The sequence below is a fragment of the Mycobacterium neumannii genome (assembly GCF_002245615.1).
Lineage (GTDB): Bacteria > Actinomycetota > Actinomycetes > Mycobacteriales > Mycobacteriaceae > Mycobacterium > Mycobacterium neumannii_A.
Map to the genome: position 1 here is coordinate 25,711 of NZ_NKCO01000011.1, position 26,903 is coordinate 52,613.

29 protein-coding genes and 1 riboswitch are annotated in these 26,903 nt (G+C 67.0%); of the genes, 19 read left to right on the forward strand and 10 right to left on the reverse strand.

Annotation, left to right across the window (positions count from 1 at the left end; translation table 11 throughout):
• Positions 1 to 7: 7 nt before the first annotated feature.
• Positions 8 to 1,189: a ribosome hibernation factor-recruiting GTPase MRF gene (mrf, locus tag CEX88_RS14495; RefSeq protein ID WP_094293995.1), complete on the reverse strand. Its 1,182-nt coding sequence runs from the start codon at positions 1,187 to 1,189 to the stop codon at positions 8 to 10.
• Between the two features lie 63 nt (positions 1,190 to 1,252).
• On the opposite strand from mrf, the gene rpmB reads away from it, so the two are divergent.
• From rpmB to CEX88_RS14530, 7 genes are all read left to right on the forward strand, one after another.
• Positions 1,253 to 1,489: a 50S ribosomal protein L28 gene (gene rpmB / locus CEX88_RS14500; protein WP_094293996.1), complete on the forward strand. Its 237-nt coding sequence runs from the start codon at positions 1,253 to 1,255 to the stop codon at positions 1,487 to 1,489.
• Positions 1,489 to 1,653 carry a 50S ribosomal protein L33 gene (gene rpmG, locus CEX88_RS14505; RefSeq protein ID WP_094293997.1) on the forward strand — a complete coding sequence of 55 codons (165 nt, stop codon included), beginning with the start codon at positions 1,489 to 1,491 and terminating at the stop codon, positions 1,651 to 1,653. Before rpmB ends, rpmG begins: the two co-directional genes overlap by 1 nt.
• A complete protein-coding gene (locus CEX88_RS26070; protein ID WP_202931501.1) occupies positions 1,653 to 2,009 on the forward strand; it encodes a WhiB family transcriptional regulator in 357 nt (118 codons plus the stop codon). The genes rpmG and CEX88_RS26070 overlap by 1 nt, the downstream gene beginning before the upstream one ends.
• Positions 1,971 to 2,094: riboswitch (cobalamin riboswitch) on the forward strand. (Overlaps the previous gene by 39 nt.)
• An 88-nt stretch (positions 2,095 to 2,182) precedes the next feature.
• Complete coding sequence (locus CEX88_RS14515; protein WP_094293998.1) at positions 2,183 to 3,160, forward strand: ABC transporter substrate-binding protein; 978 nt, start codon at positions 2,183 to 2,185, stop codon at positions 3,158 to 3,160.
• Positions 3,157 to 4,227, forward strand: a complete 1,071-nt coding sequence (locus CEX88_RS14520) for a FecCD family ABC transporter permease (protein ID WP_238382073.1) — start codon at positions 3,157 to 3,159, stop codon at positions 4,225 to 4,227. The genes CEX88_RS14515 and CEX88_RS14520 overlap by 4 nt, the downstream gene beginning before the upstream one ends.
• A complete protein-coding gene (locus tag CEX88_RS14525; protein ID WP_238382074.1) occupies positions 4,224 to 5,006 on the forward strand; it encodes an ABC transporter ATP-binding protein in 783 nt (260 codons plus the stop codon). The genes CEX88_RS14520 and CEX88_RS14525 overlap by 4 nt, the downstream gene beginning before the upstream one ends.
• A complete protein-coding gene (locus CEX88_RS14530) occupies positions 5,003 to 5,653 on the forward strand; it encodes a (2Fe-2S)-binding protein (RefSeq protein WP_094294093.1) in 651 nt (216 codons plus the stop codon). The genes CEX88_RS14525 and CEX88_RS14530 overlap by 4 nt, the downstream gene beginning before the upstream one ends.
• 1 nt (position 5,654) lies before the next feature.
• Here the strand turns inward: CEX88_RS14530 and CEX88_RS14535 are convergent, their stop codons facing one another.
• Both CEX88_RS14535 and bluB read right to left on the reverse strand, forming a co-directional pair.
• Complete coding sequence (locus CEX88_RS14535; protein ID WP_094293999.1) at positions 5,655 to 6,413, reverse strand: LamB/YcsF family protein; 759 nt, start codon at positions 6,411 to 6,413, stop codon at positions 5,655 to 5,657.
• On the reverse strand, positions 6,410 to 7,081 hold the full coding sequence (gene bluB, locus CEX88_RS14540; protein WP_094294000.1) for a 5,6-dimethylbenzimidazole synthase: 672 nt from the start codon (positions 7,079 to 7,081) through the stop codon (positions 6,410 to 6,412). Before bluB ends, CEX88_RS14535 begins: the two co-directional genes overlap by 4 nt.
• 91 nt (positions 7,082 to 7,172) lie before the next feature.
• Here bluB and CEX88_RS14545 point away from each other — a divergent pair, with 91 nt between their 5' ends.
• The 4 genes from CEX88_RS14545 to CEX88_RS14560 are packed head-to-tail and all read left to right on the forward strand — an operon-like array spanning position 7,173 to position 10,888.
• Entirely contained in the window at positions 7,173 to 8,099 is a 927-nt protein-coding gene (locus tag CEX88_RS14545; protein ID WP_238382077.1) for a metal ABC transporter solute-binding protein, Zn/Mn family, read from the forward strand.
• Entirely contained in the window at positions 8,086 to 8,889 is an 804-nt protein-coding gene (locus tag CEX88_RS14550) for a metal ABC transporter ATP-binding protein (RefSeq protein ID WP_094294002.1), read from the forward strand. Before CEX88_RS14545 ends, CEX88_RS14550 begins: the two co-directional genes overlap by 14 nt.
• Positions 8,889 to 9,755: a metal ABC transporter permease gene (locus tag CEX88_RS14555; protein ID WP_094294003.1), complete on the forward strand. Its 867-nt coding sequence runs from the start codon at positions 8,889 to 8,891 to the stop codon at positions 9,753 to 9,755. The genes CEX88_RS14550 and CEX88_RS14555 overlap by 1 nt, the downstream gene beginning before the upstream one ends.
• A 32-nt stretch (positions 9,756 to 9,787) precedes the next feature.
• On the forward strand, positions 9,788 to 10,888 hold the full coding sequence (locus tag CEX88_RS14560) for an Rv3575c family transcriptional regulator (RefSeq protein ID WP_094294004.1): 1,101 nt from the start codon (positions 9,788 to 9,790) through the stop codon (positions 10,886 to 10,888).
• Here the strand turns inward: CEX88_RS14560 and CEX88_RS14565 are convergent.
• From CEX88_RS14565 to kstR, 3 genes are read right to left on the reverse strand one after another with little or no spacing between them, the layout of a single operon-like run.
• Positions 10,885 to 11,823, reverse strand: a complete 939-nt coding sequence (locus tag CEX88_RS14565) for an aminoglycoside phosphotransferase/kinase family protein (RefSeq protein ID WP_094294005.1) — start codon at positions 11,821 to 11,823, stop codon at positions 10,885 to 10,887. The two genes, CEX88_RS14560 and CEX88_RS14565, sit on opposite strands and share 4 nt — an antisense overlap.
• Positions 11,824 to 11,825: 2 nt before the next feature.
• Positions 11,826 to 12,578 carry a trehalose-phosphatase gene (gene otsB / locus CEX88_RS14570; protein ID WP_094294006.1) on the reverse strand — a complete coding sequence of 251 codons (753 nt, stop codon included), beginning with the start codon at positions 12,576 to 12,578 and terminating at the stop codon, positions 11,826 to 11,828.
• Between the two features lie 2 nt (positions 12,579 to 12,580).
• Positions 12,581 to 13,186 (reverse strand): cholesterol catabolism transcriptional regulator KstR, encoded by a 606-nt coding sequence (gene kstR / locus CEX88_RS14575; RefSeq protein WP_165593330.1) that lies wholly within the window; start codon positions 13,184 to 13,186, stop codon positions 12,581 to 12,583.
• 273 nt (positions 13,187 to 13,459) lie between these two features.
• Here kstR and CEX88_RS14580 point away from each other — a divergent pair, with 273 nt between their 5' ends.
• Positions 13,460 to 15,604 (forward strand): acyl-CoA dehydrogenase family protein, encoded by a 2,145-nt coding sequence (locus CEX88_RS14580; protein WP_094294007.1) that lies wholly within the window; start codon positions 13,460 to 13,462, stop codon positions 15,602 to 15,604.
• Here CEX88_RS14580 and CEX88_RS14585 read toward each other — a convergent pair.
• Together CEX88_RS14585 and CEX88_RS14590 are read right to left on the reverse strand one after the other, a co-directional pair.
• Complete coding sequence (locus tag CEX88_RS14585) at positions 15,601 to 16,152, reverse strand: hypothetical protein (RefSeq protein ID WP_202931502.1); 552 nt, start codon at positions 16,150 to 16,152, stop codon at positions 15,601 to 15,603. The two genes, CEX88_RS14580 and CEX88_RS14585, sit on opposite strands and share 4 nt — an antisense overlap.
• Positions 16,153 to 16,192: 40 nt before the next feature.
• A complete protein-coding gene (locus CEX88_RS14590; RefSeq protein ID WP_094294008.1) occupies positions 16,193 to 17,251 on the reverse strand; it encodes a ferredoxin--NADP reductase in 1,059 nt (352 codons plus the stop codon).
• Positions 17,252 to 17,453: 202 nt separating this feature from the next.
• Between CEX88_RS14590 and hsaA the strand changes: the two genes are divergently transcribed.
• Genes hsaA through hsaB form a run of 4 tightly spaced genes read left to right on the forward strand, consistent with a single transcriptional unit; the run spans position 17,454 to position 21,046 of the window.
• Positions 17,454 to 18,638 (forward strand): 3-hydroxy-9,10-secoandrosta-1,3,5(10)-triene-9,17-dione monooxygenase oxygenase subunit, encoded by a 1,185-nt coding sequence (gene hsaA / locus CEX88_RS14595; protein ID WP_064419296.1) that lies wholly within the window; start codon positions 17,454 to 17,456, stop codon positions 18,636 to 18,638.
• Between the two features lie 11 nt (positions 18,639 to 18,649).
• The gene (hsaD, locus tag CEX88_RS14600; protein WP_068199145.1) at positions 18,650 to 19,564 is read left to right on the forward strand and encodes a 4,5:9,10-diseco-3-hydroxy-5,9,17-trioxoandrosta-1(10),2-diene-4-oate hydrolase; all 915 of its coding nucleotides are present in this window, start codon (positions 18,650 to 18,652) and stop codon (positions 19,562 to 19,564) included.
• Positions 19,561 to 20,460, forward strand: a complete 900-nt coding sequence (gene hsaC, locus CEX88_RS14605; protein WP_094294009.1) for an iron-dependent extradiol dioxygenase HsaC — start codon at positions 19,561 to 19,563, stop codon at positions 20,458 to 20,460. The genes hsaD and hsaC overlap by 4 nt, the downstream gene beginning before the upstream one ends.
• A gap of 19 nt (positions 20,461 to 20,479) precedes the next feature.
• Positions 20,480 to 21,046, forward strand: a complete 567-nt coding sequence (hsaB, locus tag CEX88_RS14610) for a 3-hydroxy-9,10-secoandrosta-1,3,5(10)-triene-9,17-dione monooxygenase reductase subunit (protein ID WP_064399250.1) — start codon at positions 20,480 to 20,482, stop codon at positions 21,044 to 21,046.
• A gap of 5 nt (positions 21,047 to 21,051) precedes the next feature.
• Here the strand turns inward: hsaB and CEX88_RS14615 are convergent, their stop codons facing one another.
• Positions 21,052 to 21,819 carry an alpha/beta fold hydrolase gene (locus CEX88_RS14615; protein WP_094294010.1) on the reverse strand — a complete coding sequence of 256 codons (768 nt, stop codon included), beginning with the start codon at positions 21,817 to 21,819 and terminating at the stop codon, positions 21,052 to 21,054.
• Between the two features lie 10 nt (positions 21,820 to 21,829).
• Entirely contained in the window at positions 21,830 to 22,786 is a 957-nt protein-coding gene (locus CEX88_RS14620) for a LysR family transcriptional regulator (protein ID WP_094294011.1), read from the reverse strand.
• Positions 22,787 to 22,856: 70 nt separating this feature from the next.
• Here CEX88_RS14620 and CEX88_RS14625 point away from each other — a divergent pair, with 70 nt between their 5' ends.
• The 3 genes from CEX88_RS14625 to CEX88_RS14635 are packed head-to-tail and all read left to right on the forward strand — an operon-like array spanning position 22,857 to position 26,856.
• Positions 22,857 to 24,221, forward strand: coding sequence for an MFS transporter (locus CEX88_RS14625; RefSeq protein ID WP_094294012.1), 1,365 nt, complete (start codon positions 22,857 to 22,859; stop codon positions 24,219 to 24,221).
• Positions 24,218 to 24,964, forward strand: coding sequence for a 3-hydroxybutyrate dehydrogenase (locus tag CEX88_RS14630; protein WP_094294013.1), 747 nt, complete (start codon positions 24,218 to 24,220; stop codon positions 24,962 to 24,964). The genes CEX88_RS14625 and CEX88_RS14630 overlap by 4 nt, the downstream gene beginning before the upstream one ends.
• A complete protein-coding gene (locus CEX88_RS14635) occupies positions 24,961 to 26,856 on the forward strand; it encodes an acetoacetate--CoA ligase (RefSeq protein ID WP_094294094.1) in 1,896 nt (631 codons plus the stop codon). The genes CEX88_RS14630 and CEX88_RS14635 overlap by 4 nt, the downstream gene beginning before the upstream one ends.
• Positions 26,857 to 26,903 lie beyond the last annotated feature (47 nt).

The following is a 26,903-nucleotide window of genomic DNA, read 5'->3' on the forward strand; positions in this document are numbered from 1 at the left end:
GCGTCCTTCACCGATCCTCCCCTTCGTGGCGGCTGCTGATTTCGCCGGCATGTTCGGCCCTGTCGTCACACGGATCCTCGTGCCAGTCGCCGAAAGGGTCTGCATATGCGGGCCATTCGTGTGGGCGCGCCCATTCCTCGTCGGTGATCAGTGCCGCGCGCAACGCGTCGACGATGTCCTCTGGTTCCGCTCCGCGCACCAACACGGTGATCGAAACGTGACGGTCGCCGAGACGGCCGTCCCAGTCGGCGGCAGCGAGCGCAACACGTTGCGGGTCTGCGTAGGTCCGTTCGGTTTCGGTCATGGCGGCCAGCCATCGACCCGCATACTCGAACCGCATACCTCCGCCGGCTGATTCGAGCCACATGACATCGTCGAACCGGTTGGCCAACCACAGCCGTCCCCTCGTGCGCACCACGCCGTCGAGAAGCACCTCCAGCGCGTCGTGCAGTCGCTGGGGATGGAATGGCCGACGGGCGGAGAACAGCAACAACCCGATCTCGCCGTCGGCATCCAGTGACGGCTGTCCGGCGAGCAGCGGGTCGTGCGGGTGGTCGCTGCGTCCGCGCCTGCTGTCAGGCTCGAGGTTGGCCAGCGCCATCTCGATGCGTTCGGAACCGACCGTCAGGCGCGCACGAGGTGCCAACCGTCGCAGTACTTTCAGCGTCTGCGCATGAGCTTGGTCCAGTACGAGCGCGTCGGCGAATTCGGCCTGCCCGACAGCCACCTGCGCCACGGTCCGTCCGTCGTGGAGGTCGTGGTCGCCGGTCGCCTGAGCCAGCCAAACGGCAGAGTCGACGCAGGTCACCACCGCCTCGATGCGCACGTCACGAGCCGCTGGTGCGTCGATGTAGCCAGGACCCACGTGCACCCGCACGTTGTTGATTGCCCAGCACACCGGTTCGGGCTCAAGCCATGGCATGAGTTGCACCGCAATGCGATTGACATCGCAGCGGCGGTGTAGTCGGCGCAACAGCGCCAGTAGGTCCTCGCGCACGGTGCAGGTCACGCATCCGCGGACCAACTCGATGTTCCAAGCCGTGGTGCCCGACGACGTCGTGACGGTACGCACCACGACTTGACCGTCGTATCCATGTCTGACGACCACCGTGCCGGTCGCCCGGGCCAGCACGGTGGCGACGCCTTCTGTGTTGCCTTGCCCGCAGATCAGCACCAGTGGAGTGCGCACAGCGACCCCTTCCTCAGTTGAAAATGATTTTCATTAACGCTAGGTTACCGCCGAAGGAGGAATATGTCCGCGCACTGTCAGGTCACCGGCCGAGCACCAAGTTTCGGCAACTCGGTATCGCATTCGCACCGACGCACGCGTCGTCGCTGGAACCCCAACATCCAGACGAAGACGTATTACCTGCCGTCCGAATCGCGCCGGATCAAACTGCGGGTGAGCGCGAAGGGCATCAAGGTCATCGACCGAGACGGCGTCGAGGCCGTCGTGGCGCGGTTACGGAAGGAGGGGAAGAAAATCTGATGGCGCGCACCGATATCAGGCCCACCGTGAAACTGCGTTCGACGGCCGGTACGGGCCACACATATGTCACACGCAAGAACCGGCGCAACGACCCGGATCGATTGGTGCTGCGCAAGTATGACCCCACCGTCCGCCGCCACGTCGACTTCCGAGAGGAACGCTGATGGTGGCCTGTCCTCGTCCGGCGCACAGCCCCGCAGACGATCGGCAGTGGCTGTTGCACGCACGGTGCCGTGGGCTGCCGACAGAGATCTTCTTCGCGGCCGAAGGTGAGCGCGGGCAAAGTCGAGTAGCACGCGAAGAACAGGCGAAAAGAGTTTGTCGGCCGTGTCCCGTGCAGCCCGACTGCCTGCGGTACGCACTCAGAGCCGTGGAGCCATGGGGCATCTGGGGCGCAACGACGCCAACAGAACGACAGCGGCTCACCGAGCCGGCCGAGCCGTCGGGACGAGCGCCCACCGACGCCCGTGTGGCAGGATCATGCCCGACAGGCGATCGCGACTCGAGGAAGCCGGTGTGAATCCGGCGCGGTCCCGCCACTGTGACCGGCGAGGTCTTTGCGATCGACCCGGGAGCCAGATACTCACCGCGGTCGCCTCCTCATAAGGCTGGGGCGGATTTCCCCGGTGAGGCTGACCTCGGCGTACCGAGAGCGCTTCCCGTGGCATCCGCGCACGACGGAAGGCACGGCATATGGCGCGTCGACATCTTGCGGCGGCGGTGATCTCGGCGCTGCTGCTTACCGCGTGCGGCACTGCGAGCCCGCCGGCCGGCACCACCGCTGCCGAAGCCGTGGCGGGATTCCCGGTGAGCGTCACCAACTGCGGCATCACCACAACCTACGACCGCCCACCGCGCCGGGCCGTGGCCTTGAACCAGCACTCGGTCGAGACGATGTTGGCGCTGGGACTTCAGAAGTCCATGGTGGGCACCGCATTCCTCGACGATCAGGTGCTGCCCGAATACCGCGACGCCTACGAGGGCATACCGGTGATCGCCGAGGAATACCCGTCGTACGAGACACTGCTCGCCGCCGAACCCGACTTCGTCTACGGCGGTTGGGAAAGCGCATTCGACGAGAAGGAGGGGCGTGGGCGCGAGCGGTTGCGCGATGTCGGCATCGACACCCACCTCAACCCTGAGAACTGCTCTTCTGAGCCGATGACGTTATCTGCGGTGGACGACGAAATACGCACCATGGGGCGGATATTCGGTGTCAGCTACCGAGCCGAGTGGGTGGTCGAACGCCAGCAGCGGAGCCTGCAGGATACCCGCCAGCGCGCGCGCGACCTGGCACCGGTCGATGTGGCCGTCTACGACAGCGGTGAGGCCACCGTGTTCACCTCCGGCGGGCAGGGCATCGGCAACCAGATCATCGAATCCGCGGGCGGGCGCAACCTGTTCGCTGACGTACCGAAGGTGTGGGCCGACGTCTCGTTCGAACAGTTCGCCGAACGGGCGCCCGAGGTCATCCTGATCTATGACTACGGCGATCAATCGGTCGAGCAGAAGAAACGGTTTCTGCAGGACAACCCGCTGCTGCAGCGGGTACCTGCCGTCCGCGACCAACGCTTCGCGGTGTTGCCGCTGTCCGAGATCACCGCAGGCGTGCGTGTCGGGCGCGCGGTCAAATCCCTTGCCGAACAGCTACATCCGGAGCAGGCGCGATGACGGCCGTCATCCTGGACAAGCCGGTGCGGTCGGTGACCCTGGGCTCGCAACGCGTTCCGTACGGCCTCGTGCTGACCATGCTCGCGGGGCTCCTTCTGTTGTGCGCGACCGCAGGGGTCACCATCGGGTCGGTGGCCCTTCCGCCCGGGCAGGTGTGGCAGATCCTGCTCCACCAGCTCAATCCGATGTTGGTCGACCCGACATGGCCGCCGGTGCGTGCCTCGATCGTGCTCGACGCACGGCTACCCCGGGTTGCGTTGGCGGCGGTCATCGGAGCCGGCCTGGCATGCTGCGGGATGGTGCTGCAGGCTGTCGTGCGCAACCCGTTGGCCGACCCGATGCTTTTGGGTGTGTCGTCGGGTGCGTCGGTGGGTGCGGTTGCGGTGCTGGTGGCCGGCGCAGGGCTCGGCGTGTTCGTGCTGCCGCTGGCGGCGTTTCTCGGAGCGTTGGTCGCGTTGGTCGCCGTCTACTTTCTCGCTCGTACGGGCGGACGGATGACCACGCTGCGTCTGATACTCGCCGGTGTCGCGGTCGCGGAGGTGCTGTCGGCCGTCGCCAGTCTGCTGATCGTCACTTCTGACGACCCGCACAAGGCCCAGTCCGCGGTGCGCTGGATGCTCGGCGGCCTCGGTGGGGCCACCTGGTCGACGGTGTGGATCCCGGCTGTGGCCGTTGCCATCGGTATCGCGGTGCTGCTCGCCGTCACCCGGCCGCTGAATCTGCTGTACACCGGTGAAGAGGCCGCTGCGGCACTGGGTTTGGACGTTCATCGCTTTCGCGGGGCGATGTTCGTCGTGGTCGCGTTGATGGTGGGCGCCATGGTCGCGGTCAGCGGTGCGATCGGATTCGTCGGCCTGATCATGCCGCACATCGTGCGGATGCTCGTCGGCGCCGACCACCGTCGCGCCTTGCCCGCGGCCGCGCTGCTCGGGGCCTCGTTCCTGATCGTGTGCGACATCGCCGCGCGAACCGTCGCCGCACCGGAGGAACTGCCGGTCGGCGTCCTGACCGCCCTCGTCGGCGGCCCGTACTTCCTGTGGCTCATGCGGCGCAAGGTTTCGGCGTGACCGGCGGAGTCCTCATCGACGATGTGACGGTGACGAAGGGGCGAAAGACGTTGATCCGCAACGTCTCCATGCGGGTGGAGCGCGGTGAGATGGTGGCGGTCGTCGGACCCAACGGCGCCGGTAAGACCACGCTGTTGCGCACGCTCTACCGCGCTCAGCGGCCGACATCGGGGCGCGTGCTGGTCGGCGGCGAAGACGTCTGGCAGATGTCGGCCAAGCGCGCGGCGCGCCGCATCGCGGCGGTGTTGCAGGACGCGCCGGGCGATTTCGCGCTCACGGTGTTCGACGTGGTCGCGATGGGCCGGACCCCGTACAAGCGCGCGTTCGACGGTGACAACACCGACGACCGCCGCATCATCGCCGAGGCGCTCGAATCGGTGGAGGTATCCGGTCTGGCGAACGAACCGTTCGACCGGCTCTCGGGTGGTCAGAAGCAGCGCGTGATGATCGCTCGTGCGCTCACACAGAGAACCGACACGATCGTGTTGGACGAGCCGACCAACCACCTCGATCTGCGCCACCAGCACGATGCCCTGCACCTGCTGCGGAACACCGGCGCCACCGTCATCGCGGCATTGCACGACCTCAATCTCGCTGCGGCATACTGCGACCGGGTCTGCGTCCTCGATACCGGCCGCGTGGTGTCGATCGGCACTCCCCCACAGGTCCTGACCGAGGACATGCTCGCCGAGGTCTACGGCGTCGCGGCCAGGGTCGGCCTCGATGCGGGCACCGATCGAATCCGGGTCGACGTGACACCCAAGGAGTGGACCCGGTGAGGATCGACGCTCAACTCACCGAGATCGCCCGCTACGGAGGGTTCTTCGCCATCGCCCATGGGAGCGCCGAAGCGGGTTGGCGGCCGGTGAACGCATGCTACACCGACGGATACCAGGACCTGATCGAGGCGACGGCTAAACGCTACCGCACGAGCGACCTTCGCATCAGTGCGTCGGCGGTGCAGTTGAGCCACGCGTCGAGGCTGTGGTCACCGGTGCTCGCGTGCGCCGTCGCATACGGTGTGGTCCCCGACCTTACGAGCCTGCAGCGTGCGGAGGACAGCCCAGCGTTGAGAGTTACTGTCCCCGAGGGTAATCAGCTCGTCCGGGATCCGTCGGTCACGCTGTACCGCATCGTCGTCGAGGAGCACCTGGAGCGGTTGGCCGACGGGCTGCGTGTCAAGGTCGCACCCGGCCTGCTCTACGGCAACATCGCCTCGGCGTTAGTGGCCGCGACCAGAGCGCTCTACTCGGTGCGGCCGCAGCTGCGCGATTCCGCGACCGCCCTGGCGCGGTCTCTGCTGGAGACCGGCAGACTCACCGGAACCGGAACGGTCAAATACAACTTGGCGTTTCGTCGCCGAAGCTGCTGTCTGTACTACCGCGTGAGCGACGGATCGAAGTGCGGAGACTGTGCGTTGCGCTGAATCAGGTGAAGGGGGCGATCTCCACGCCCTCGGCCAGCAGCCTGTCGCGTACTGCCGTGGCGATCTGCACGGCGCCCGGTGAGTCACCGTGCACGCAGATCGAATCGACGGTGATCGGAATCGTCGAGCCGTCGACCGCGTCGACGCGCCCGTCCGACACCATCGACGCGATCCGGTCGGCGATGACGTCGGTGTCGTGCAGGACGGCACCGCGCTGGCGTCGGTCCACCAACCGGCCGTCGGGACGATAGGCCCTGTCGGCGAACGCCTCGGGCACCGTGCGCAATCCGAGCTGTTCGGCCTCGCGGAAGAACGCCGAGCCGGTGAGCCCGAGCACCGGAAGGGCGGGATCGACGTCGTGCACAGCCTCCGCGACCGCTCGGGCCTGATCGTTGTTGGTCACGATCGCGAAGTACAGCGCCCCATGAGGCTTGACGTAGGTGACGGTGGATCCGGCAGCGTGCGCGATCGCCTGTAGCGCACCGATCTGGTAGATCACGTCGGCCTTGAGATCCTCGGGTGTCGCGTCGATGAACCGGCGGCCGAAGCCGGGCAGATCGCGATAGCTGACCTGCGCGCCGATCCGCACGTCGCGCTCGGCCGCCGCTCGGCATGCCCGCAAGAGCAGGGCCGGGTCGCCGGCGTGGAAGCCGCAGGCGACGTTGGCGCTGGTGACGATGTCGAGCATGGCATCGTCGTCGCCGAGGCGCCAGACCCCGAAGCCCTCACCGAGGTCGGCATTCATGTCGATGGTTCTCATGTCGGAAACTCCGCGGATGTCGATGACGGCCAACGGTTTTCGGCGACGAATTCGGTCAACGGGCGTCCAGTCGTCCATTCGTCGATCTCGAGCTGGGGACGATCCGGAAACTCGGGGACCGGGCCGAGGCACAGGATCGCCACGGGCTCAGCGCCGTTGGGCATGCAGAGCAACTCGGCGAGCCTGTCCGGTTCGAAGATCGACACCCAACCCATGCCGAGCCCCTCTGCGCGCGCGGCGAGCCACAGGTTCTGTATCGCGCAGGAGACCGAGGCCAAATCCATGTGTGGAAGGGTGCGACGCCCGAACACATGCTCGTGTCTGCCGTCGCCCAGCGCGACGACGAGGAGCTCGGCGCACTCCAGGATCCCTTCGACCTTGAGAGCCAGGAACTCCTCGCCACGTGGCCCCAACGCCTCGGCGGTCCGCACACGCTCCTCGTCGACGAGGTCATGGATGCGTGCCCGCAACCGGTCGTCGGTGATCCGGACGAATCGCCATGGCTGCATCAGGCCGACGCTCGGTGCGGCGTGTGCGGCCTGCAGCAGCCGCACCAGTACGTCTTCGGGTATCTGCGTGCAGGGCAGGAACCGGCGCATGTCGCGGCGTTCGGCGATCACCCGATAAACCGCGCGGCGTTCTTCGACGTCGAACGCGTGCTGGTTCACGCGGCCAGCTTAGACATCCGGGGCCAGCGTGACGCCCGCTGCGCGGTCCGGGCAGCGCCCACTAATGGAAACGGTTATCGTTATCGGTGTGATGACCCCCCGCATTGCCCGCACGATCCTCGCCGGTGCGGTGCTGGCCGCGCCGTTCGCCTTGGCGGCGTGCGCCGGCAGTGACGAGCGAGCCCAGGAGGCGAGTACCGTTCCGTGTCCGGTCCGGCCGGTCGACGTCGTCGTCAGCGTGGATCAGTGGGGTGACATCGTCTCCCAGTTGGGCGGTGCCTGCGCGGAGGTCTCCACGGTGCTGGCCGGCTCGGCGGCCGACCCCCATGACTTCGAGCCCGCACCGTCGGATGCGGCGAAGTTCGACGGGGCGCAGCTCGTGGTCCTCAACGGAGGTCACTACGACGAGTGGGCGGTCAAGCTCGCCGCGAGCACGGCCCCGGACGCGCCGGTCGTGGCGGCCATGGCCGTCGACCACGAAGACGGGGCCAACCCCCATGCCTGGTACGACCCCGCCGCGGTGACGGCGCTGGCCGACGCGGTCACCGCGCGACTACGCCAACTCGCGCCGGAGGCGGCGGGCTACTTCGACGAACGTCGCGTCGCGCTCGCGCAGAACCTCAAGCCGTACCATGAGCTCATTGATTCCCTGAGGGCCAAAGCGTCCGGCAAGAGCTATGCGGCGACCGAGACGTCATTCGATGACATGGGTGCGGCGCTCGGTCTGGCCAACCGCACCCCGCGCGGCTATCAGGTCGCATCGTCCAACGACTCCGAACCGTCCCCGGCCGACCTCGACGCCTTCTTACAACTGTTGTCCGATCGCGGCGTTGACGTCCTGGTCTACAACGTGCAGACCGAAGGCTCTGTCCCGCAACAGCTTCGGGCAGCGGCCGAGCAGTCGGGGGTTCCGGTGGTCGAGATCACCGAGACGCTGCCGCCGGACGCCGATTCGTTCCCGAGCTGGCAGGTCGACCAGTTGATCGCACTCGGCGAGGCGCTCGGTGTCGCAACATAGTTCCGAACCTGAGGCCGAGCCCGACGTCGAGCAGACGGCGCTGACCTTCGAGGACGTCAGCGCGGCGCGCGGCGGGCGGCTGATCTGGTCGGAGGCGACGTTCGAGGTCCCCGCCGGCGGCATCGTGGCCGTCATCGGGTCGAACGGGGCCGGAAAGACGACGCTGCTGCAGATCGTGCTCGGTCTGGTGCCGCCGGCGTCCGGACACGTCCGCGTCTTCGGCCAACCGGCCGGTGCGCTCAACAAGTCGATCGGTTACGTCCCGCAGAACTACGCGTCGGCCTCCGGCGAGGCGATCCGGGCGCGCGACGCCGTGATGCTCGGCCTCGTCGGGCACCGGTGGGGTTTCGGCTGGCCGAGTCGTGAGGACAACCGTCGCGTGGACGAGGTGCTCGCCGCCGTCGACGCGACCGCGGTGGCGGACAAACGGCTCTCCCAACTCTCGGGCGGCCAGCGCCAGCGGGTCGCGCTGGCCGAGGCGCTGGTCTCCAAGCCCCGCATGTTGATCCTCGACGAGCCGTTGGCCGCACTCGATCTGCGCAGCCAGCGCGAGATCGTCGCCGTGCTCGAGCGGATCAGCAAGGAGTTCGGGGTGACGATCCTGGTCGTCGCACATGACCTCAACCCACTGCTGGGCGTGTTGACCAGCGCCATCTACCTGCTCGACGGACACGCGCACTTCGACACGTTCGACGGCCCCGTCGACGAGACACTGCTGAGCCACCTCTACGGCACCCGAGTCGAGGTCGTTCATACGCCGCAGGGCGATCTCTACGTGCGGAGGCCGTGATGAACACGACCATCGTCGCGCTTGGCTACCAAGACCATTGGTGGCAGATCCTCATGTCGTCCTTCATGCGCAACGCGTTGATCGGCGGCACGATCGTCGCCCTGGCCGCCGGCCTGATCGGTTACTTCGTCGTCGTGCGCAACACCGCCTTCGCCGCCCACGCGCTCGCTCACATCGGGCTGCCGGGCGCGACGGGAGCGGTACTCGTCGGCGTCCCCGTCGGGGTGGGGCTCGGCGTGTTCTGTATCGGCGGCGCCCTGGTGATCGGAGTGCTGGGCCGCCGGGCGGCCGACCGCGAGGTGGCCACGGGAACCGTACTGGCGATGGCGACCGGTCTCGGGTTGTTCTTCAACTCGCTGGCGACCAAGAGTTCGAGCACGCTGACCAACGTCCTGTTCGGCAACCTGCTGGCGATCTCGCGCCAGCAGATCATTACGTTCGCGGTGCTGGTGGCGGTGCTGGCGGTGTGCATCGCGCTGATCTACCGGCCGCTGCTGTTCACGTCCGTCAACGCCCAGGTGGCCGACGCCAGGGGAGTGCCGGTGCGCGCGCTTTCGGTGGCGTTCATGGCGCTGCTCGGCCTGGCGGTGACGATGGCCGTGCAGGCAGTCGGCACGCTGCTGCTGTTCGCGCTCGTGGTCAGTCCCGCTGCGGCGGCGATCATGCTGACACCGCGACCGGGCAAGGCGATCGCCCTGTCCACGGCGTTCAGCTTCGCAGCGGTGTGGGTGGGTCTTGGGCTCTCGGCGATGTTCAACGCACCGCCCAGCTTCGTGATCGTGACGGTCGCGTGCAGCGTCTGGGCGGTGGTGTGGGCCGGGCAGCGCGGGCTGCGACGAACCGCCGATCAGGTGCTGGTCACCTGAGCTTGAGCCGTGGTCGGCTACCCTCACGGAGCATGCCGAGGAGTCCCACGCCGCGACGGCGTGCCACGCTGGCTTCTCTGGCCGCCGAACTGAAGGTCTCCCGCACCACGATCTCCAACGCCTACAACCGGCCGGACCAGTTGTCGGCCGAACTCCGCGATCGCGTACTGGCCACCGCGAAGCGGCTGGGATACCCCGGCCCCGACCCGGTGGCGCGTTCGCTGCGCACCCGCAAGGCCGGTGCGGTCGGTCTGATGATCACCGAACCGCTCAACTATTCCTTCAGCGATCCAGCCGCACTCGACTTTGTGGCCGGCTTGGCCGAGTCGTGTGAAGAGGCCGGGCAGGGACTGCTGCTCGTCGCGATCGGCCCCAATCGCAGCGTCAGCGACGGGACGGCGGCGATCCTCGCTGCCGGGGTGGACGGTTTCGCAGTCTATTCGGCCTCCGACGACGACCCGTATCTCGCGACCGTCCAGCAGCGGCACCTCCCGATGGTGGTGATCGACCAGCCCAAGGACGTGCCCGGTGCCTCGCGCGTGTCCATCGACGACCGTGGCGCCATGCGCCAACTCGCCGAACACGTTGTGCAGCTGGGTCATCGGGAGATCAGCCTGCTGACGATGCGGCTGGGCCGGGATCGGCCGAAGGGCGGGGCAGGGCCCACGGTGGCCGACCCGCAACGATTGCAGACTCCGCATTTTCACGTACAGCGCGAGCGCATCGCAGGGGTTCGTGACGCGATGAGTGCAGCCGGGCTCGACCCGGAATCGCTGACCGTGGTGGAGAGCTACGAGCACCTGCCGACGTCGGGCGGGGCGGCCGCGGCAGTCGCCTTGACCGCCAATCCCCGGCTCACCGCGTTGATGTGCACTGCGGACGTACTGGCCCTCTCGGCGATGGATTACCTACGGGCGCGAGGCATCTACGTTCCCGGCGAGATGACGGTCACCGGATTCGACGGAGTGCCAGAGGCGCTGCGGCGCGGTCTGGCCACGGTCGCACAGCCCAGCATCGAGAAGGGTCGCCGGGCGGGACGGCTGCTGCACCACCCGCCACGATCGGGTCTGCCGGTCGTGGAAGTCCTTGACACCGAGCTGGTCCGGGGCCGCACGGCGGGACCGCCCGCCTAGAGCGCGGTGACCGGCGAGGATGCCCGCCACTGCTGGACCATCGGTGCGATACCCGAGGTGAGCATCGGCAGCTCGGGAGCCATCGCCAGCGCCGCGACTATCGCGAGCCTGCCGGCCGCCTCGGTGATCCGCAGAACACGTTCATCGGTCGGGCGCAGCCCCATGGAGACCGCCGCCGCGTCGTAGGCTGCGAGGGCGTCGGCGCCCACCGTCGCGAGGTCCGATTCGACCGCACCGAGCGTCACGAGTTCGAAGTCCGACCACAGCTCGCCGTGTGGTGTGGTGATCATGTTGTGGTATGGCGCGTCACCGTGAATGGGCTGAACGCCGACTCCGGGGAACGCGGACTGAAAGGCCGTGCGCGAGGCCAACACTGGGCCGATTATATCCCATTCACGTTGCGCCCGTTCGAGATCGGACGTTGGAATGAGTTCGGGCAGGTCCCTTAACGCCGCCAGCCCCTCCGGTATGTAGGAGCCGAACGGCGCCCAGAAATCCAGCTTCCCGTCGTAGTCGCGCAACGCGGCGTGTAGCTGCGCGGTCTGCTCCATGCGGTGACTCAAATCCGGGTTCGTATCGGGGACCTGCTCGACGAACTGCCAGAATGTCATCGAAAACCCGTCGCGGCGAACAGGTTCGGCGGGAACCAGTGGGGTCGGTGCCACTACCGGATGCCCGCGCTCGGCGAGCCATCTGGTGACGGCGAGCTCTGCGCGCTGTTGTCTGGTCTGCACATCCGGATTTCGGGTGTACGACGGCGGCAGGACCGTGGGCACCCGGACGACGACCGGCTCGGGATGAAGGTGGACGATCACGGAGAACACGTCGTAGAGCACGCGGGGATCGTCGCAGCGCAGGCCGAGGTCGGCCCCGGCGGCAACGGCCGCGGCGACTGCGGAAGCGGTCCGCTCGGCGATCTCGGCGTCGGTCAGCACCGTCAACCCGATTGTGAGCGGCGCGCGTCGAGCAGGTAAGCCAACGCTGCCGCAACGTCTTGCGGCGATTCGACGCGATAGGCCGCCAACGTATCGCCCGGCCCGATCTTCACCCCGACGTCGTCACCGCGAAGACGACGGAACGCCTTCTCATCGGTGACATCGTCGCCGAAGAACACCACGGCGTTCGCGTTCTCCTGCTCTCGCAGGATGTCGATCGCCTCGCCCTTGTCCGTCCGGATCACCGCGAACTCCAGCACTTCCTTGCCTTCGGTCAGCTGGGCATCCCAGTCGGTCGACGCCTCGCGAGCCGCGGAGAGCGCGGCCGCGCCGTCGTCTGCCGAGGCGTTGCGCACGTGCAGCGCGACGCTGGCCGGTTTGGTCTCGACCGTAACACCCGGCTTACCCGAGGCGATCTCGCGCAGCTCCGCCGTGATGCGCTGCAGCGCAACATCGTCGACCTCGTGCGTGAAGCCCGTGTCGAACTCGGCACCGTGGCTGCCGACGAGATGCACCGCAGGCGGCATCCCCGACAACTCGCGCAGCACCTCGAGCGCGCGTCCGGAGATCAGCGCGGAAGCCGTGTCGGGCAGGTCGGCGAGCGCGACCAACGCGTCCGCGGCCTCGGCGAGTGGCCGGGCGTCGCCCGGGTTACTGACGATCGGCGCCAGCGTGCCGTCGAAATCGGAGGTGATCAGCAGCCGTGGCGCCGCAGCAGCCGAAGCGAGCGCGCGCTGCAGATCGGCTGGAAGCACGCCTAGATCTTAGGATGCTCTCCGTCGCCGATCAGCAACCGCACCGCGAGGTCCAACCGCTTGCTGACGTCGGTTGCCGAGGCCCGCCTGGTCAGCCAGGCGAGCAGGTTGGACAGCCAGACATCGGAGATGACGCGCGCGATGTGGTACTGGTCCTCGGTGGGCTCACCGTCGCTCATGGCGCGGGCGAACATCGAGTCCATCAGCTTGCCGACGTGGTCGACCTCGCCGGCCGCCGACGCGTCGGCGAACACGAACGCTCGCGTCATCGCCTCGGTCAACAGCGGATTGCGCTGCATCGCGCGGTTGAGCTTGCCCACCATGATGTTCAGCCGCTGATACGGCGTGCCACCGGCCAGCGAGGCGCGGTCGGTCTTGGCGTCGATGCGCTCGAACTCGCGACCCAGTGCGGACACCAGCAGGTGCACCTTGGACGGGAAGTACCGGTAGAGGGTGCCGACCGCGACATCGGCCCGTTCGGCAACAGCCCGCATCTGGACGGCTTCGTAGCCGCCCTTGGAGGCGATGGCCAGCGTCGCGTCCAGGATGCGCTTGCGGCGCTCGCGCTGGGCTTCTGAGCCGAGCTCTGACTCGGACAGGACCGCCACGTTCATCACCTGGCGTGGTCGAGATTCCGACCCCGAGCCCGGGTTGGCGGCTGCTGGCTGGGACGGGCCGGACATGCGGCGGGCTTCTCCTTCGTTACGCGTTCTCGCTGGAAACGATACGCATGCCGATGCACTTTTTCTCACCCCGATGTCGCCGATGGCACCGACGTGTCCTGCTGTAATGGCGGTCGACTTGACGGTCGGTCGCTGGCACTATTAGAACACGTTCTAGTGAGGAGCACCGCCTTCTCACCCAATAGCTAGGAGTGGACGGTGTCGCTCGCATCCCCGGGGACCATTGCCGACGACCAGGCAGCCGTGAGGGAGCTGGTGCGTGACTGGGCAACAGCTTCTGACGTCGTCACCGCCGCGCGAGACGTCGAGCAGGGGCAGGCGGACGCCTGGCGCCGGGCCTATGCGGGGATGGCCGAACTCGGGATCTTCGGGGTGGCGTTACCGGAGGCGCAAGGCGGCGCCGACGGCACGGTCGACGACCTGTGCGCGATGGTCGACGAGGCGGCGGCCTCGCTGGTGCCCGGCCCGGTAGCGACGACCGCACTGGCCACGCTCCTGCTCGAATCGCCGGAAGTGCTGCAGGCGCTGGCTTCGGGTGAGCGGGTTGCCGGGGTGGCGTTGACGGCCGACCTGCGCTTCGCTGACGGCCGCGCCTCGGGCACAGCGGACTACGTGCTCGGCGCTGATCAGGCGGGGGTGCTGCTGCTTCCGGCAGGCGACGTCTTCCTCATGGTCGATGCCGGCGCGGACGGCGTGACCGTCGAGCCGCTGAAGGCCACCGACTTCTCCCGACCGCTTGGGCGCGTCGTGCTCGAGTCCGCGCCTGCCGAGGCGGTCAGCGCTCCGGCGCAGCGAGTGATCGACGTCGCCGCGGCCGTGATGGCGGCCGAGGCCGCGGGTCTGGCCCGCTGGGCGCTGCAGACCGCGACCGAGTACGCGAAGGTGCGCGAGCAGTTCGGCAAGCCCATCGGCAGCTTCCAGGCCATCAAGCACATGTGCGCGGAGATGCTTCTGCGGTCCGAGCAGGCCTCGGTGGCCGCCATGGATGCGGCTAGAGCCGTTTCGGAAGGCGACGAGAACCAGCTCTCGATCGCCGCTGCGGTGGCGGCTGCGGTCGGAATCGAGGCCGCCAAGGCCAACGCCAAGGACTGCATCCAGGTGCTGGGCGGCATCGGGATCACCTGGGAGCACGACGCGCATCTGTATCTGCGCCGCGCCTACGGCATTTCGCACTTCCTCGGCGGAGCGCCGCGCTGGCTGCGCCGGGTCGCGGCGTTGACGCAACAGGGTGTGCGCCGGGATCTGCGTATCGACCTCGAATCGGTTGAGGGTCTGCGACCCGAGATCGCCGCTGCCGTCGCGGAAGTCGCTGCCCTGCCCGTCGAGAAGCAGCAGGCCGCACTCGCCGACGCGGGCCTGCAGGCACCGCACTGGCCCATCCCGTACGGCCGCGGGGCCGGGCCCGCCGAACAGCTGCTGATCGACCAGGAATTGGCGGCCGCCGGTATCACCCGGCCCGACCTGGTGATCGGATGGTGGGCCGCGCCAACGATTCTCGAACACGGCACCCCCGAACAGATCGAACAGTTCGTCCCCGCGACGCTGCGCGGCGAACTGCTGTGGTGTCAGCTGTTCTCCGAGCCGGGCGCCGGATCGGATCTGGCCGCGCTGCGCACCAAAGCCGTACGCGTCGACGGCGCGACCGCGGGCGGCGCAAAGGGCCCGGGTTGGAAGTTGACCGGCCAGAAGGTGTGGACCTCCGCGGCGCACAAGGCCGCGTGGGGCGTCTGCCTGGCGCGCACCGACCCGGACGCGCCGAAACACAAGGGGATCACGTACTTTCTGGTCGACATGAAGTCGCCGGGCATCGACATCCGCCCGCTGCGCGAGATCACCGGCGACAACCTGTTCAACGAGGTGTTCTTCGACGAGGTGTTCGTGCCCGACGAGATGGTCGTCGGTCAGGTCAACGACGGATGGCGGCTGGCCCGCACCACGCTGGCCAACGAGCGGGTCGCGATGGCTCACGGCACCGCGCTCGGCAACCCGATGGAGGAGTTGCTCAAGCAGGTCGCCACGCTGGACTTCGACGTGGCCGGTCAGGACCGCTTGGGTTCGTTGATCGTGGCGGCTCAGGTCGGCTCACTGCTGGATCAGAAGATCGCCGAACTCGCTGTGGGAGGGCAGGATCCGGGCCCGCAGGCCAGCGCGCGCAAGCTGATCGGCGTGCGCTACCGGCAGGCGCTGGCCGAACTGCGGATGGAACTGTCCGAAGGTGGCGGCGTGGTCGAGAACTCGACGGTGTTCGACTTCCTCAACACGCGCTGCCTGACCATCGCGGGCGGCACCGAGCAGATCCTGCTCACCCTCGCGGGTGAACGGCTTCTGGGCCTACCCCGCTAACTGAACGAGGCCTGCGCGCACGCGTCCGGCGAGGTGATGTTGACCCCGCTGTAGACCACCTGGATGTGCGAGCACACGATCAAGGGAACGTCGGTGCGCGGCGCTCCCGTGCGCTGATCGACCGGCCAGGCGATCCCGCGGAGCTGGAACTTCTCGGGCGGTCCGCCCCCGAAGTAGATGGTCGTGAACTCCACGTCGGTGAGCGATTTGAACGACCGGGTGTTCGGGGCGTCGAAGTTGAAGTTTCCGACGTACACGCCCCGGTCCATGGTGCGCAGCGTGGTGGTCTGGCGGGCCCACAGGTCGCCGGGGAAGCCGAGAACGTCCGGGCCGCGGCGCAGATTGGCCCTGGCGTCGAACAAGCACTTGGCCTCGGCCGCGATGCAGTTCGCGGTCGCGTGCATCTCGAGGTTGGTGCCGGGGTCGACCGGGATCGACGAGTCCGCGGTGTCGACGGCCGCGGCCGCCGTCGGGGTGGGTGCCATGAACGTCAGCGCCAGCAGCACCGCCGAGATCGCCGCAGCGACGCCGGTCAACCGGTTCGTCACGTTTCTCCCCTTCCACGTGCGGCGAATGCTAGCCCGCGCGCTATTCGTCATAGGTGACTTCGATCGAATCCGAGCGGGGTAGGGCCTGGCAGCCCAGGATCAGACCCTCATCGAGGTCGGACTGCTCGAGGACGTCGTTGACGTCCATCTCGACCTCGCCGCTCTTCTTCAGCACGGCGCACGCGCCGCAATGGCCCTCGCGGCAGGAGAACGGCGCGTCGAGTCCCTTGTCCAGCAGCACGTCGAGCAGTTTGGCGTTGCGGGGCCAGCGCACCTCGTGCGTTTCGCCGTCGAGCGTGACGATCGCCGTGGCCGGCCCCTCGTCGCTGTCGTCCTCCTCGATGACCACCGCCGCGAACGGGTCGGAGTCCAGCGACTTGAACACCTCGATGTGCACCCGTTCGGCGGGCAGTCCTGCGCCCTTGACCGCCTCCTCGGCCGCGGCCATGAACGGCCCGGGACCGCAGATGTAGGCGTCGTGGCTCGTGTAGGGAGCGGTCAAAGCGGCCAGCGCCGCCGCGCTCGGCAGACCCTGCACCGTTTCCAGCCAGTGCACGACGACCAACCGTTCGGGGTACTTCTCACTCAGCTCACGCAGCGCCGAGCCGAAGATCACCGACTTCTCGTCGCGGTTGGCATAGACGAGCACGACCTTGCCGCTGCCCTCGGCCAGCGCTGACTTGCAGATCGACATCATCGGCGTGATCCCGGAACCCGCGGCCAGCAGCAGGAAGTCGGTGTCCAGCGTCTTGGGCACGAACGTGCCCGAAGGCGCGAGGACGTGGATCTTCATGCCGGCGTGCGCGTGGTCGCACAACCAATTCGATGCGTACCCGTCGGCGGTGCGCTTGACGGTGACGGTCAGCCGGTCGTCGGTGAACGGGGAACTGCACAACGAATAGCACCGCGCCACCGAACCCGTCCGGTCGCTGGGCACGCGCAGGGTCAGGAACTGGCCCGGCGCGTACCGCAACCGTTCGGCGGGGATGTCGGCACCGGAGGGCACGCTGAACACCAGCGAGCGCGCATCGTCGGTCTCGGTGACGACATCGGCAAGTTCCAACTCGAGCACGTGGCTGCCGAGTGGCTCGTCGGTCACTTTTGCGTCCACCTCTCACGTCCGCCGACCCTGCGATCCAGGGCAATAACTAGAACAGGTTACAGAAATGCATGTGTGCAGGTCCAGGTCCTACAGGTATGCCCTACTCGACATGAATCGTAACGTGTTCTAATCTGACGGCTAAGCGGTTCGCGCTTCGCGTGCGTGCTCATCGCAGTCCGTCCTATCGGGAGGCACATCAGTGACGTCCATTGAACAGCGTGACGTGCAGTCGGTCCTAGCCGGGATCGACGACCTCCGGCCGCTGATCGCCAAACGCGCACAGGCGACCGAAGACCTGCGCCGCCTCCCCGACGACACCGTCAACGAACTGAACGAGGTCGGCTTCTTCAAGCTGCTTCAGCCCGAGCAGTGGGGCGGGATGCAGTGCGATCCGACGCTCTTCTACGAGGCGGTGCGCCGCCTGGCCAGCGCCTGCGGTTCGACCGGTTGGGTCAGTTCGATCATCGGCGTCCACAACTGGCATCTCGCGCTGTTCGACCAGAAGGCGCAGGAGGAGGTATGGGGCGAGGACCCGGCCGTGCGGATCTCCTCGTCGTATGCCCCGATGGGTGCGGGCACCGTCGTCGACGGCGGCTACATCGTCAACGGCTCGTGGAACTGGTCGTCCGGTTGTGACCACGCCACGTGGACGTTCGTCGGCGGCCCGGTGATCAAGGACGGCAAGCCGGTCGACTTCGGCAGCTTCTTGATCCCGCGCTCCGAATACGAGATCGACGACGTGTGGCATGTGGTCGGCCTCAAGGGAACCGGAAGCAACACCCTCAAGGTCAAGGACGTGTTCGTGCCGCGGCACCGCTTCCTGTCCTACAAGGCGATGAACGACCGCACCGCGGGCGGGCTCCAGACCAACACCGCCCCGGTCTACAAAATGCCTTGGGGCACAGTGCATCCCACCACCATCTCCGCTCCGATCGTCGGTATGGCGTACGGCGCGTACGACGCGCACGTCGAACATCAGGGCAAGCGTGTGCGCGCGGCGTTCGCGGGGGAGAAGGCCAAGGACGACCCGTTCGCGAAGATCCGCATCGCGGAGGCCGCCAGTGATATCGACGCGGCCTGGCGCCAGCTGATCGGCAATGTCGGCGACGAGTACGCCCTGCTGAAAGCGGGCGAGGAGATCCCGTTCGAGTTGCGCGCCCGCGCCCGCCGCGACCAGGTCCGCGCGACCGGCCGCGCGATCGCCTCGATCGACCGACTATTCGAGGCCTCCGGCGCCACCGCGCTCAGCAACGACGCACCGGTGCAACGGTTCTGGCGCGACGCCCATGCCGGGCGCGTGCATGCCGCCAACGATCCCGAACGCGCCTACCTGATCTTTGGCAACAACGAGTTCGGGCTGCCGCCGCAAGACACGATGGTTTAACGGAAGGCCAGATGACCTCATACATCCAGGAGACCGAGCAGCAGGTCGAGGTCACCTTCGAATCGACGTCTCGGTACGCGCAGGTCCGCGCCGGTGAACGAGACATGCGGCTGCACTACCACGAGGCCGGTGTCGGCCACTCCGAGACGGTGGTGTTGCTGCACGGCGGCGGGCCGGGAGCGTCGAGTTGGTCGAACTTCTCCAAGAACATCGCGGTGCTGGCCAGGCACTTTCACGTCATCGCTATTGACCAGCCCGGTTACGGTCACTCGGACAAGCACACCGAACATGAGCAGTACAACCGCTACAGCGCGAACGCGGTGCTCGGGCTGTTCGACCACCTGGGCATCGAACGTGCTGCGCTGGTTGGTAACTCGCTCGGTGGCGGGACCGCGGTGCGGTTCGCGCTCGACAACCCCAAGCGGGCGGGCCGGCTGGTGCTGATGGGCCCCGGCGGGCTGTCGGTCAACCTCTTTGCGCCCGATCCCACCGAGGGCGTCAAGCTGCTGGGCAAGTTCACCGCCGAGCCCACGCGCGAGAACATGGAGAAGTTCCTGCGCATCATGGTTCACGACCAGAAGCTGATCACTCCCGAACTGATCGACGAACGGTTCGAGATCGCCAGCCGGCCCGAGTCGCTGGCCGCGGCCAAGGCGATGGGAATGTCGTTCGCGGGTGCGGACTTCGAGCTCGGCATGATGTGGCGCGAGGTGTACAAGCTGCGTCAACCGGTGCTGTTGATCTGGGGTCGCGAAGATCGCGTCAACCCGCTCGACGGCGCGCTGGTGGCGCTCAAACAGATTCCGCGGGTTCAACTGCATGTCTTCGGGCAGTGCGGACACTGGGCTCAGCTGGAGAAGTTCGACGAATTCAACAAGCTCACCATCGACTTTCTGACGGTCAAACCCAAGGAGGTTGCGCGATGACCATCAAATCGCTTGGCTACCTTCGGATCGAGGCCACCGACGTCGCGGCGTGGCGCGAGTACGGCCTGAAGGTACTCGGCATGGTAGAGGGCTCCGGCCAGACCGATGGTGCGCTCTATCTGCGGATGGACGAGTTCCCGGCCCGGCTGGTGATCGTGCCAGGAGAACACGACCGGTTGCTGCAGTCCGGCTGGGAAACCGCCAACGCCACTGAGCTGCAGGACATCCGGAACCGGCTCGACATCGAAGGCGTACCGTACAAGGAGGCCTCGGCTGCCGAGCTGGCCGAACGCCGCGTCGACGAGATGATCCGCTTCGACGACCCGTCCGGTAACACGCTCGAGGTCTACCACGGTGTCGCGCTCGAGCACCGTCGCGTCGTCAGCCCGTACGGCCACAAGTTCGTCACCGAGCAGCAGGGCCTGGGCCACGTGGTGCTGACCACCCGTGACGACGCCGAGACGCTGCACTTCTACCGGGACGTGCTGGGGTTCTACCTGCGTGACTCGATGCGGCTACCACCCCAGCTCGTCGGACGGCCCGCCGACGGCGCGCCCGCGTGGCTGCGCTTCCTCGGGGTCAACCCGCGCCACCACAGCCTGGCGTTCATGCCGGGTGAGACGCCGAGCGGCATCGTTCACCTGATGGTGGAGGTCGAAAGCGCCGACGATGTCGGGCTCTGTCTGGACCGCGCGTTGCGGCGCAAGGTGCCGATGTCGGCGACGCTGGGTCGCCACGTCAACGACAAGATGCTGTCGTTCTACATGAAGACGCCGGGCGGCTTTGACGTCGAGTTCGGTTGTGAGGGTTTGCAAGTCGAGAATGAAGACTGGGTCGCGCGGGAAAGTACCGCGGTCAGCCTATGGGGCCACGACTTCAGCGTCGGCTTCAAGTGACGGTGAAGACCACTCGATAATGGCGGCCGAACCGATCGATCCGCGCACATTCCGCAGCGTGCTCGGACAGTTCTGTACGGGCATCACGGTGATCACGACGATCCACGACGGCGTGCCGGTCGGGTTCGCGTGCCAGTCGTTCGCCGCGCTGAGCCTGGATCCACCGCTGGTCCTGTTCTGCCCGACGAAGATGTCGCGGTCGTGGCAGGCAATCGAGGCCAGCGGTAATTTCTGCGTGAACGTGCTGCACGAGAATCAAAAGGACGTTTCGGCGCGGTTCGGCTCGAAGGAACCCGACAAGTTCGCCGAAATCGAGTGGTATCAGTCCAAACTCGGCTCGCCGGTCATCGAAGGCACGCTCGCTCACATCGACTGCTCGGTGCATTCGGTGCACGACGGAGGCGACCACTACGTCGTATTCGGCGCCGTGCATTCGCTGTCGGACGTCCCGCACCGCAAGCCGCGGCCGCTGCTTTTCTACCGCGGGCAGTACACCGGTATCGAGCCGGAGAAGAACACGCCCGCCCAATGGCGTGACGATCTCGAGGCCTTCCTCACCGCGACCACCGACGACACCTGGTTGTAGGCGCGCTACAACAACCCGTCGATGAAGTCGACGATCGCGGCCGCGACCTCTTGGTGCATGGTCTCGTTCAGAATGTCGTGACGAGCCCCCTCGAACTCGGCGAGGCGCAGCGCGTCGATCTGCTCGGCGTAGGCACGTACCGCCCCGACCTGGGCGAGGGGGTCGTTTGAACCGTGCACGGCCAGTGTCGGCACCGTCAGCTTCGGCAGCACCGCGCCGAACCGGTCCCAGGCCCGGTCGAGCTCCCGCACCAGCGCCACACCGTCGGCGTCGACGAACGTCAGTGGATCGTTCGCCAGCAGGTCGAGGTAAAACGTGTCCTCGGACAGCCAACTCGGCTCGAGGGCCAGTGAGGTGTCATTGTCGAGCATCGCCGCCGTCGGTACCAGCGGAGCGCCGGAGACGATACCGCCGGCGTAACGGTCGGGCTGGTCGAGCAACCGGAACAGCGTGACGATCGAGCCGAACGAATGTCCTTGTGCGATCAACGGTATTCCGGGAGTGGCGCTTTCGGCGAGCGAGATCAGGTCGTCGGCCAGTGAGGAGCTGTCCTCGGTCGATCCGAAGTCACCGCGGGTGCCCGGGCTCAGCCCGTGGCCGAACTGGTCCACCGCCCAGAGGTCGAAGCCCGCGGCGTTGAGTGCGAAGCCGTAACGGTGGTAGAGACCGGTGTGCTCGCCGAAGCCGTGCAGGAAGATCACCGCCGCGCGGGGCTGCGGCGACGCCCAGTGGCGGTAGTAGGCCCGACCCTTCGGGTGGTCGATGAACGGCATACCGACGACGTTAGCCCTTGCCCAGTAACACGTCGTGCTGGTCGTCCATCCGATCGCGAATAGCGTCGACGACGGCCGCCACCTCCGGCCGCCGCAGTGTTTCTCCTCGGGTGACGAGCCAGTACGTCAGCCGCACCGAAACCTCGGTGCGCAGGACGCGTACGAGATCGGCGTGGCGGTCGGCCATGAAGCAGGGCAGCAGCCCGAGGCCCGCGGCCGCGCGGGTCGCCTCGACGTGGACGAAAACGTTCGTGGACGTCACGGATTCGCGCATCGCGGGCGCGAAGCTCGTCGCCGCATCGAGGTCGTCGACCTGCAACATCGAGTCGATGAAGTACACCAGCGGATAGCGGTTCAGATCGGCTACGGTCCTCGGCGTACCGTGCTCGGCCAGGTAGTCGCGGGACCCGTAGAGGCCGAGGCAGTAGTCGCCGAGCCTGATCGCCCTGGCCCGATGGACACGGGGTTCGCCGACGACCACCTCGACGTCCAGCCCGGACCTCTGCTGGGTCGCACGGCGGGTGGCGGCGACGATCTCGACCGCCACATTCGGATGCTGCCGCTGAACGCGCGCGGCGGCGGGTGCCGCGATGTAGGCGGAGAAGCCGTCGGTGGCCGAGATCCGGACGACACCCTCGAGCGCGCGCTCGCCGGCGGGATCGACGGCAAGTGATCGCACGGCCGACTCGATGGCCTCCGCGGCGGCCAGGGCGTCGCGTCCGAGTTCGGTGAGTTCCCATCCGCCCGCGCCGCGGGCCAGCACCCGTCCGCCCACCGACTCCTCGAGCGCGGCGATGCGCCTGGAGATCGTGGTGTGGTTGAGGCCGAGTTCCTCGGCGGCCGCGTTGTACCGCCCTGATCGGCCGACGGCCAGCAGCACCAGGAGGTCATCGGCGCTCGGTCGTCGCCGAGCCGACGGCTGCGTCATATGTGCATTTTTGCAGATACTCCCTGCGCCTTTCGCCATTGCCCGAGGGCGTATCTGCGTGAATACTCACAGGCGACTTGTCTGCCATCACAACCCGAAGGAGTGTGCGATGGGTGTCACCAACGCCGACAGCGGCGCCGCGCCGGTCCCCCCCGGGCTCAAACGCGTCGTGGTCGCCTCGATGGCAGGCACCGTCGTCGAGTGGTACGAATTCTTCCTCTACGCCACCGCCGCCACCCTGGTGTTCAACAAGGTGTTCTTCGCAGAAGGCACCAGTGAGGCCAGCGGCCTGATCGCCGCACTGTTGACCTACGCAGTCGGATTCGTGGCACGGCCGCTGGGCGGCATCGTCTTCGGGCACTTCGGCGACAAGTACGGACGCAAGAAGCTGCTGCAGTTCGCGATCCTGCTCGTCGGTGCCGTCACCTTCCTCATGGGCTGCCTGCCGACCTACGCGCAAATCGGCGTGTGGGCGCCGATCCTGCTGGTGGTCCTGCGGTTCATGCAGGGGTTCGCGGTCGGAGGTGAATGGGGCGGAGCGGTCCTGCTCGTCGCCGAGCACAGCCCCAACGACAAGCGCGGCTTCTGGGCCAGCTGGCCGCAGGCGGCGGTGCCGGTGGGCAATATGCTCGCCACTGTCGTCCTACTGGTGCTGACCGCCGCGCTGCCGGAGACGGCGTTCCTGTCCTGGGGATGGCGGGTCGCGTTCTGGCTGTCGGCCGTGGTGGTGCTGATCGGGTACTACATCCGGACCAAGGTCACCGACGCCCCGATCTTCGTGGCCGCACAAGAGGAGGTCGAGCGCGCCAAGGCCGTCTCGTACGGCGTGGTCGAGGTGCTGAAGCGTTATCCCCGTGGAGTTTTCACCGCGATGGGCCTGCGGTTCGCCGAGAACATCATGTACTACCTGGTGGTCACCTTCTCGATCGTGTACCTCAAGACGCACGTCGGCGCCGACACCAGCGACATCCTCTGGTGGTTGCTGGTCGCGCACGCCGTGCACTTCGTGGTGATCCCCCAAGTGGGGCGCTTGTCTGATCGGTTCGGTAGGCGGCCGGTGTATATCGTCGGGGCGATCCTCGGAGGCACGTGGGGCTTCTTCGCGTTCCCGATGATGAACACCGGTTCCTATGGGTTGATCATGGCCGCCATCATCCTCGGACTCGTCATCCACGCGCTGATGTACTCACCGCAGCCGGCGATCATGGCCGAGATGTTCCCGACCCGTATGCGGTATTCCGGTGTCTCCCTTGGCTATCAGGTGACATCGATCGTCGCCGGATCGCTCGCGCCTGCCATCGCCACCTGGCTGCTCGACAAGTTCGACTCGGCGGTGCCCATTGCTCTCTATCTCGCAGGCGCCTCGGTGATCACCCTGGTGGCCGCGTTGTTCAACCGGGAGACCAAGGGCCTCGATCTGGAGACGGTCGACGCCGCCGATCGCGAGCAACTCGCCAAGGCCGGTGTCATATGAGCGATCTCGACGGGCGCACCGCGCTGGTCACCGGTGGCGCAAGCGGGATCGGTGCGGCTTGCGCGCGTGCGCTGGCCGAGCGAGGCGCTTCGGTCACCGTCGCGGATCTCGACGAGGCCGGTGCCAAGGAGGTTGCCGACGAGATCGGTGGAAAGCCATGGGCGGTGGACCTTTCCGAGGTGGCGGCGCTCGAGGACCTTCGGCTGCAGATCGATATTTTGGTCAACAACGCCGGGGTGCAGCACGTCAGCCCGATCCACGAGTTTCCGCCCGAGCGCTTCCGCTTCATTCTGGCGTTGATGCTGGAAGCGCCGTTCCTACTGATCCGCGCGGCGTTGCCACACATGTACGAGCAGGAGTTCGGGCGCGTCATCAACATCTCCTCGGTGCACGGTCTACGCGCCTCGGAGTTCAAGAGCGGCTACGTCACCGCCAAGCACGGTTTGGAGGGGCTGTCGAAGGTGACCGCTCTGGAGGGCGGGCCGCACGGCGTCACGAGCAACTGTGTCGACCCGGGCTATGTGCGGACCCCGCTCGTGACCAAGCAGATCGCCGATCAGGCCCGCACCCACGCGATCGACGAGGATAAGGTGGTCGCCGACATTTTGTTGAAGGAGAGCGCGATCAAGCGACTTGTCGAACCCGAGGAGGTTGCCTCCCTGGTCACCTGGCTGGCCTCGCCGGCCGCAGTGATGGTGACCGGAGCGTCGTACACGATGGACGGCGGATGGAGCGCCCGATGACCGCCACTCCGCAATGGACACCCACCGAGGACGATGTGGCCGGAGCGCGCGTCACCGACTTCGCACAGTTCGTGCAGCGCCGCACCGGCCGAAATCACCCCGACTACGAGTCGCTGTGGCAGTGGTCGACCGACGAGCCCGATGAGTTCTGGGCCGCGTTGTGGGACTACTTCGACCTCGGTGAACGCCCGGAGCTGGTGCTCACCTCTGCTGAAATGCCTGGAGCGCAGTGGTTTTCGGGCGTGCAGCTCAATTATGTGGATCAGGTGATTCGCAACGCCCGGTCGGACCGGCCCGCCATCCTGTACCTGCGCGAGGGTGGGGATCCCGTCGAGGTGTCATGGGCCGAGTTGTTGGGACGCGCGGCGGCATTCGCCCAGACGCTGCGCGACCTCGGTGTGCGCGCCGGCGACCGGGTCGTCGGATATCTGCCCAACATTCCCGAGGCCGTGATCGCGTTCCTGGCGACCGCCAGCATCGGCGCGATCTGGAGTGCGTGCGGCCAGGACTATTCGGCCAAGGCCGCACTCGACCGTCTCGGTCAGCTCGAACCCACCGTGCTGGTGACCACCGACGGCTATACCTACGGCGGGAAGTTCCACGATAAGGCCGCCGAAATCACCGCGCTGCAGAAGGGATTACCTACGCTGCGTGCGACGGTGATGGCACCCGACATGGCGGGCAGCAGTAGCAAGGAGTTGACCACGACGCCGGTCGACTTCGCCCACCCGCTGTGGATCCTGTTCTCCTCGGGCACCACCGGGCTGCCCAAGGGCATCATTCACGGCCACGGCGGTGTGCTGGTCGAACACCTCAAAGCCGTGAGCCTGCAGTCCGATATCGGGCCGGACGACATCTTCTTCTGGTACACCAGTCCCAGCTGGATGATGTGGAACTTCCAGGTGGCGGGCCTGCTGGTCGGGTCGACGATCGTCTGCTACGACGGCAGTCCCAATGCACCGCGTCCGGATGTGCTCTGGGAGATCGCGGCGCGCGTCAAGGCGACGGTGCTGGGGACGAGCCCGGGCTATGTGTTGGGCTGCGCGAAGGCAGGCGCGGTGCCGCGCAAGGAGCATGACCTGTCGGTGCTGCGCACGGTCGGCATCACCGGCTCGTCATTGCCCCCGTCGTCGTCACTGTGGTTGCGCGACAACGTCGGTGAGCACGTGCAGGTGTCCTCGATCAGTGGCGGCACCGACGTGGTGTCCGCTTTCATCGGCGGGGTCCGCACGGTTCCGGTGTGGCCGGGCGAGCTGTCGGCGCCGTATCTCGGATGCGCTCTGGACTCGTGGGACGAGTCCGGACAGCCGGTGCGCAACGAGGTCGGCGAGCTCGTGGTGACCAAGCCGATGCCGTCGATGCCGGTCGGGTTCTGGAACGATCCCGACGGGTCGCGTTACCGCGCAGCGTATTTCGAGATGTTTCCCGGAGTGTGGCGGCACGGCGACTGGATCACGATCACCGATCACGGCAGCGTCATCGTGCACGGCCGGTCGGACTCGACCTTGAACCGGCACGGCATACGGATGGGCAGCGCCGACATCTACCAGGCGGTCGAACGGCTGCCCGAGGTGGCCGAAGCCTTGATCATCGGCGTCGACGAACCCGACGGCGGGTACTGGATGCCGCTGTTCGTGGTCCTCACCGAGGGCGCCGAACTGACCGACGAGGTGCGCGACCGCATCAAGAACACCGTCCGCGAAGAGGTCTCACCGCGGCATGTACCCGACGAGATCATCGCTGCGCCAGGTGTTCCGCACACCCGCACGGGCAAGAAGCTCGAGGTGCCGATCAAGAAGATGTTCCAGGGCGCCGACGCCGCGAAGGTGGTCGAGCGCAGCGCCGTCGACGACCCGGACCTGCTGGACTGGTACGTCACGCAGAAGCGCTGAGTTATCCCGACTCATTTCGGTGTCCATTCGTGTCGCCCTGGCGTGGC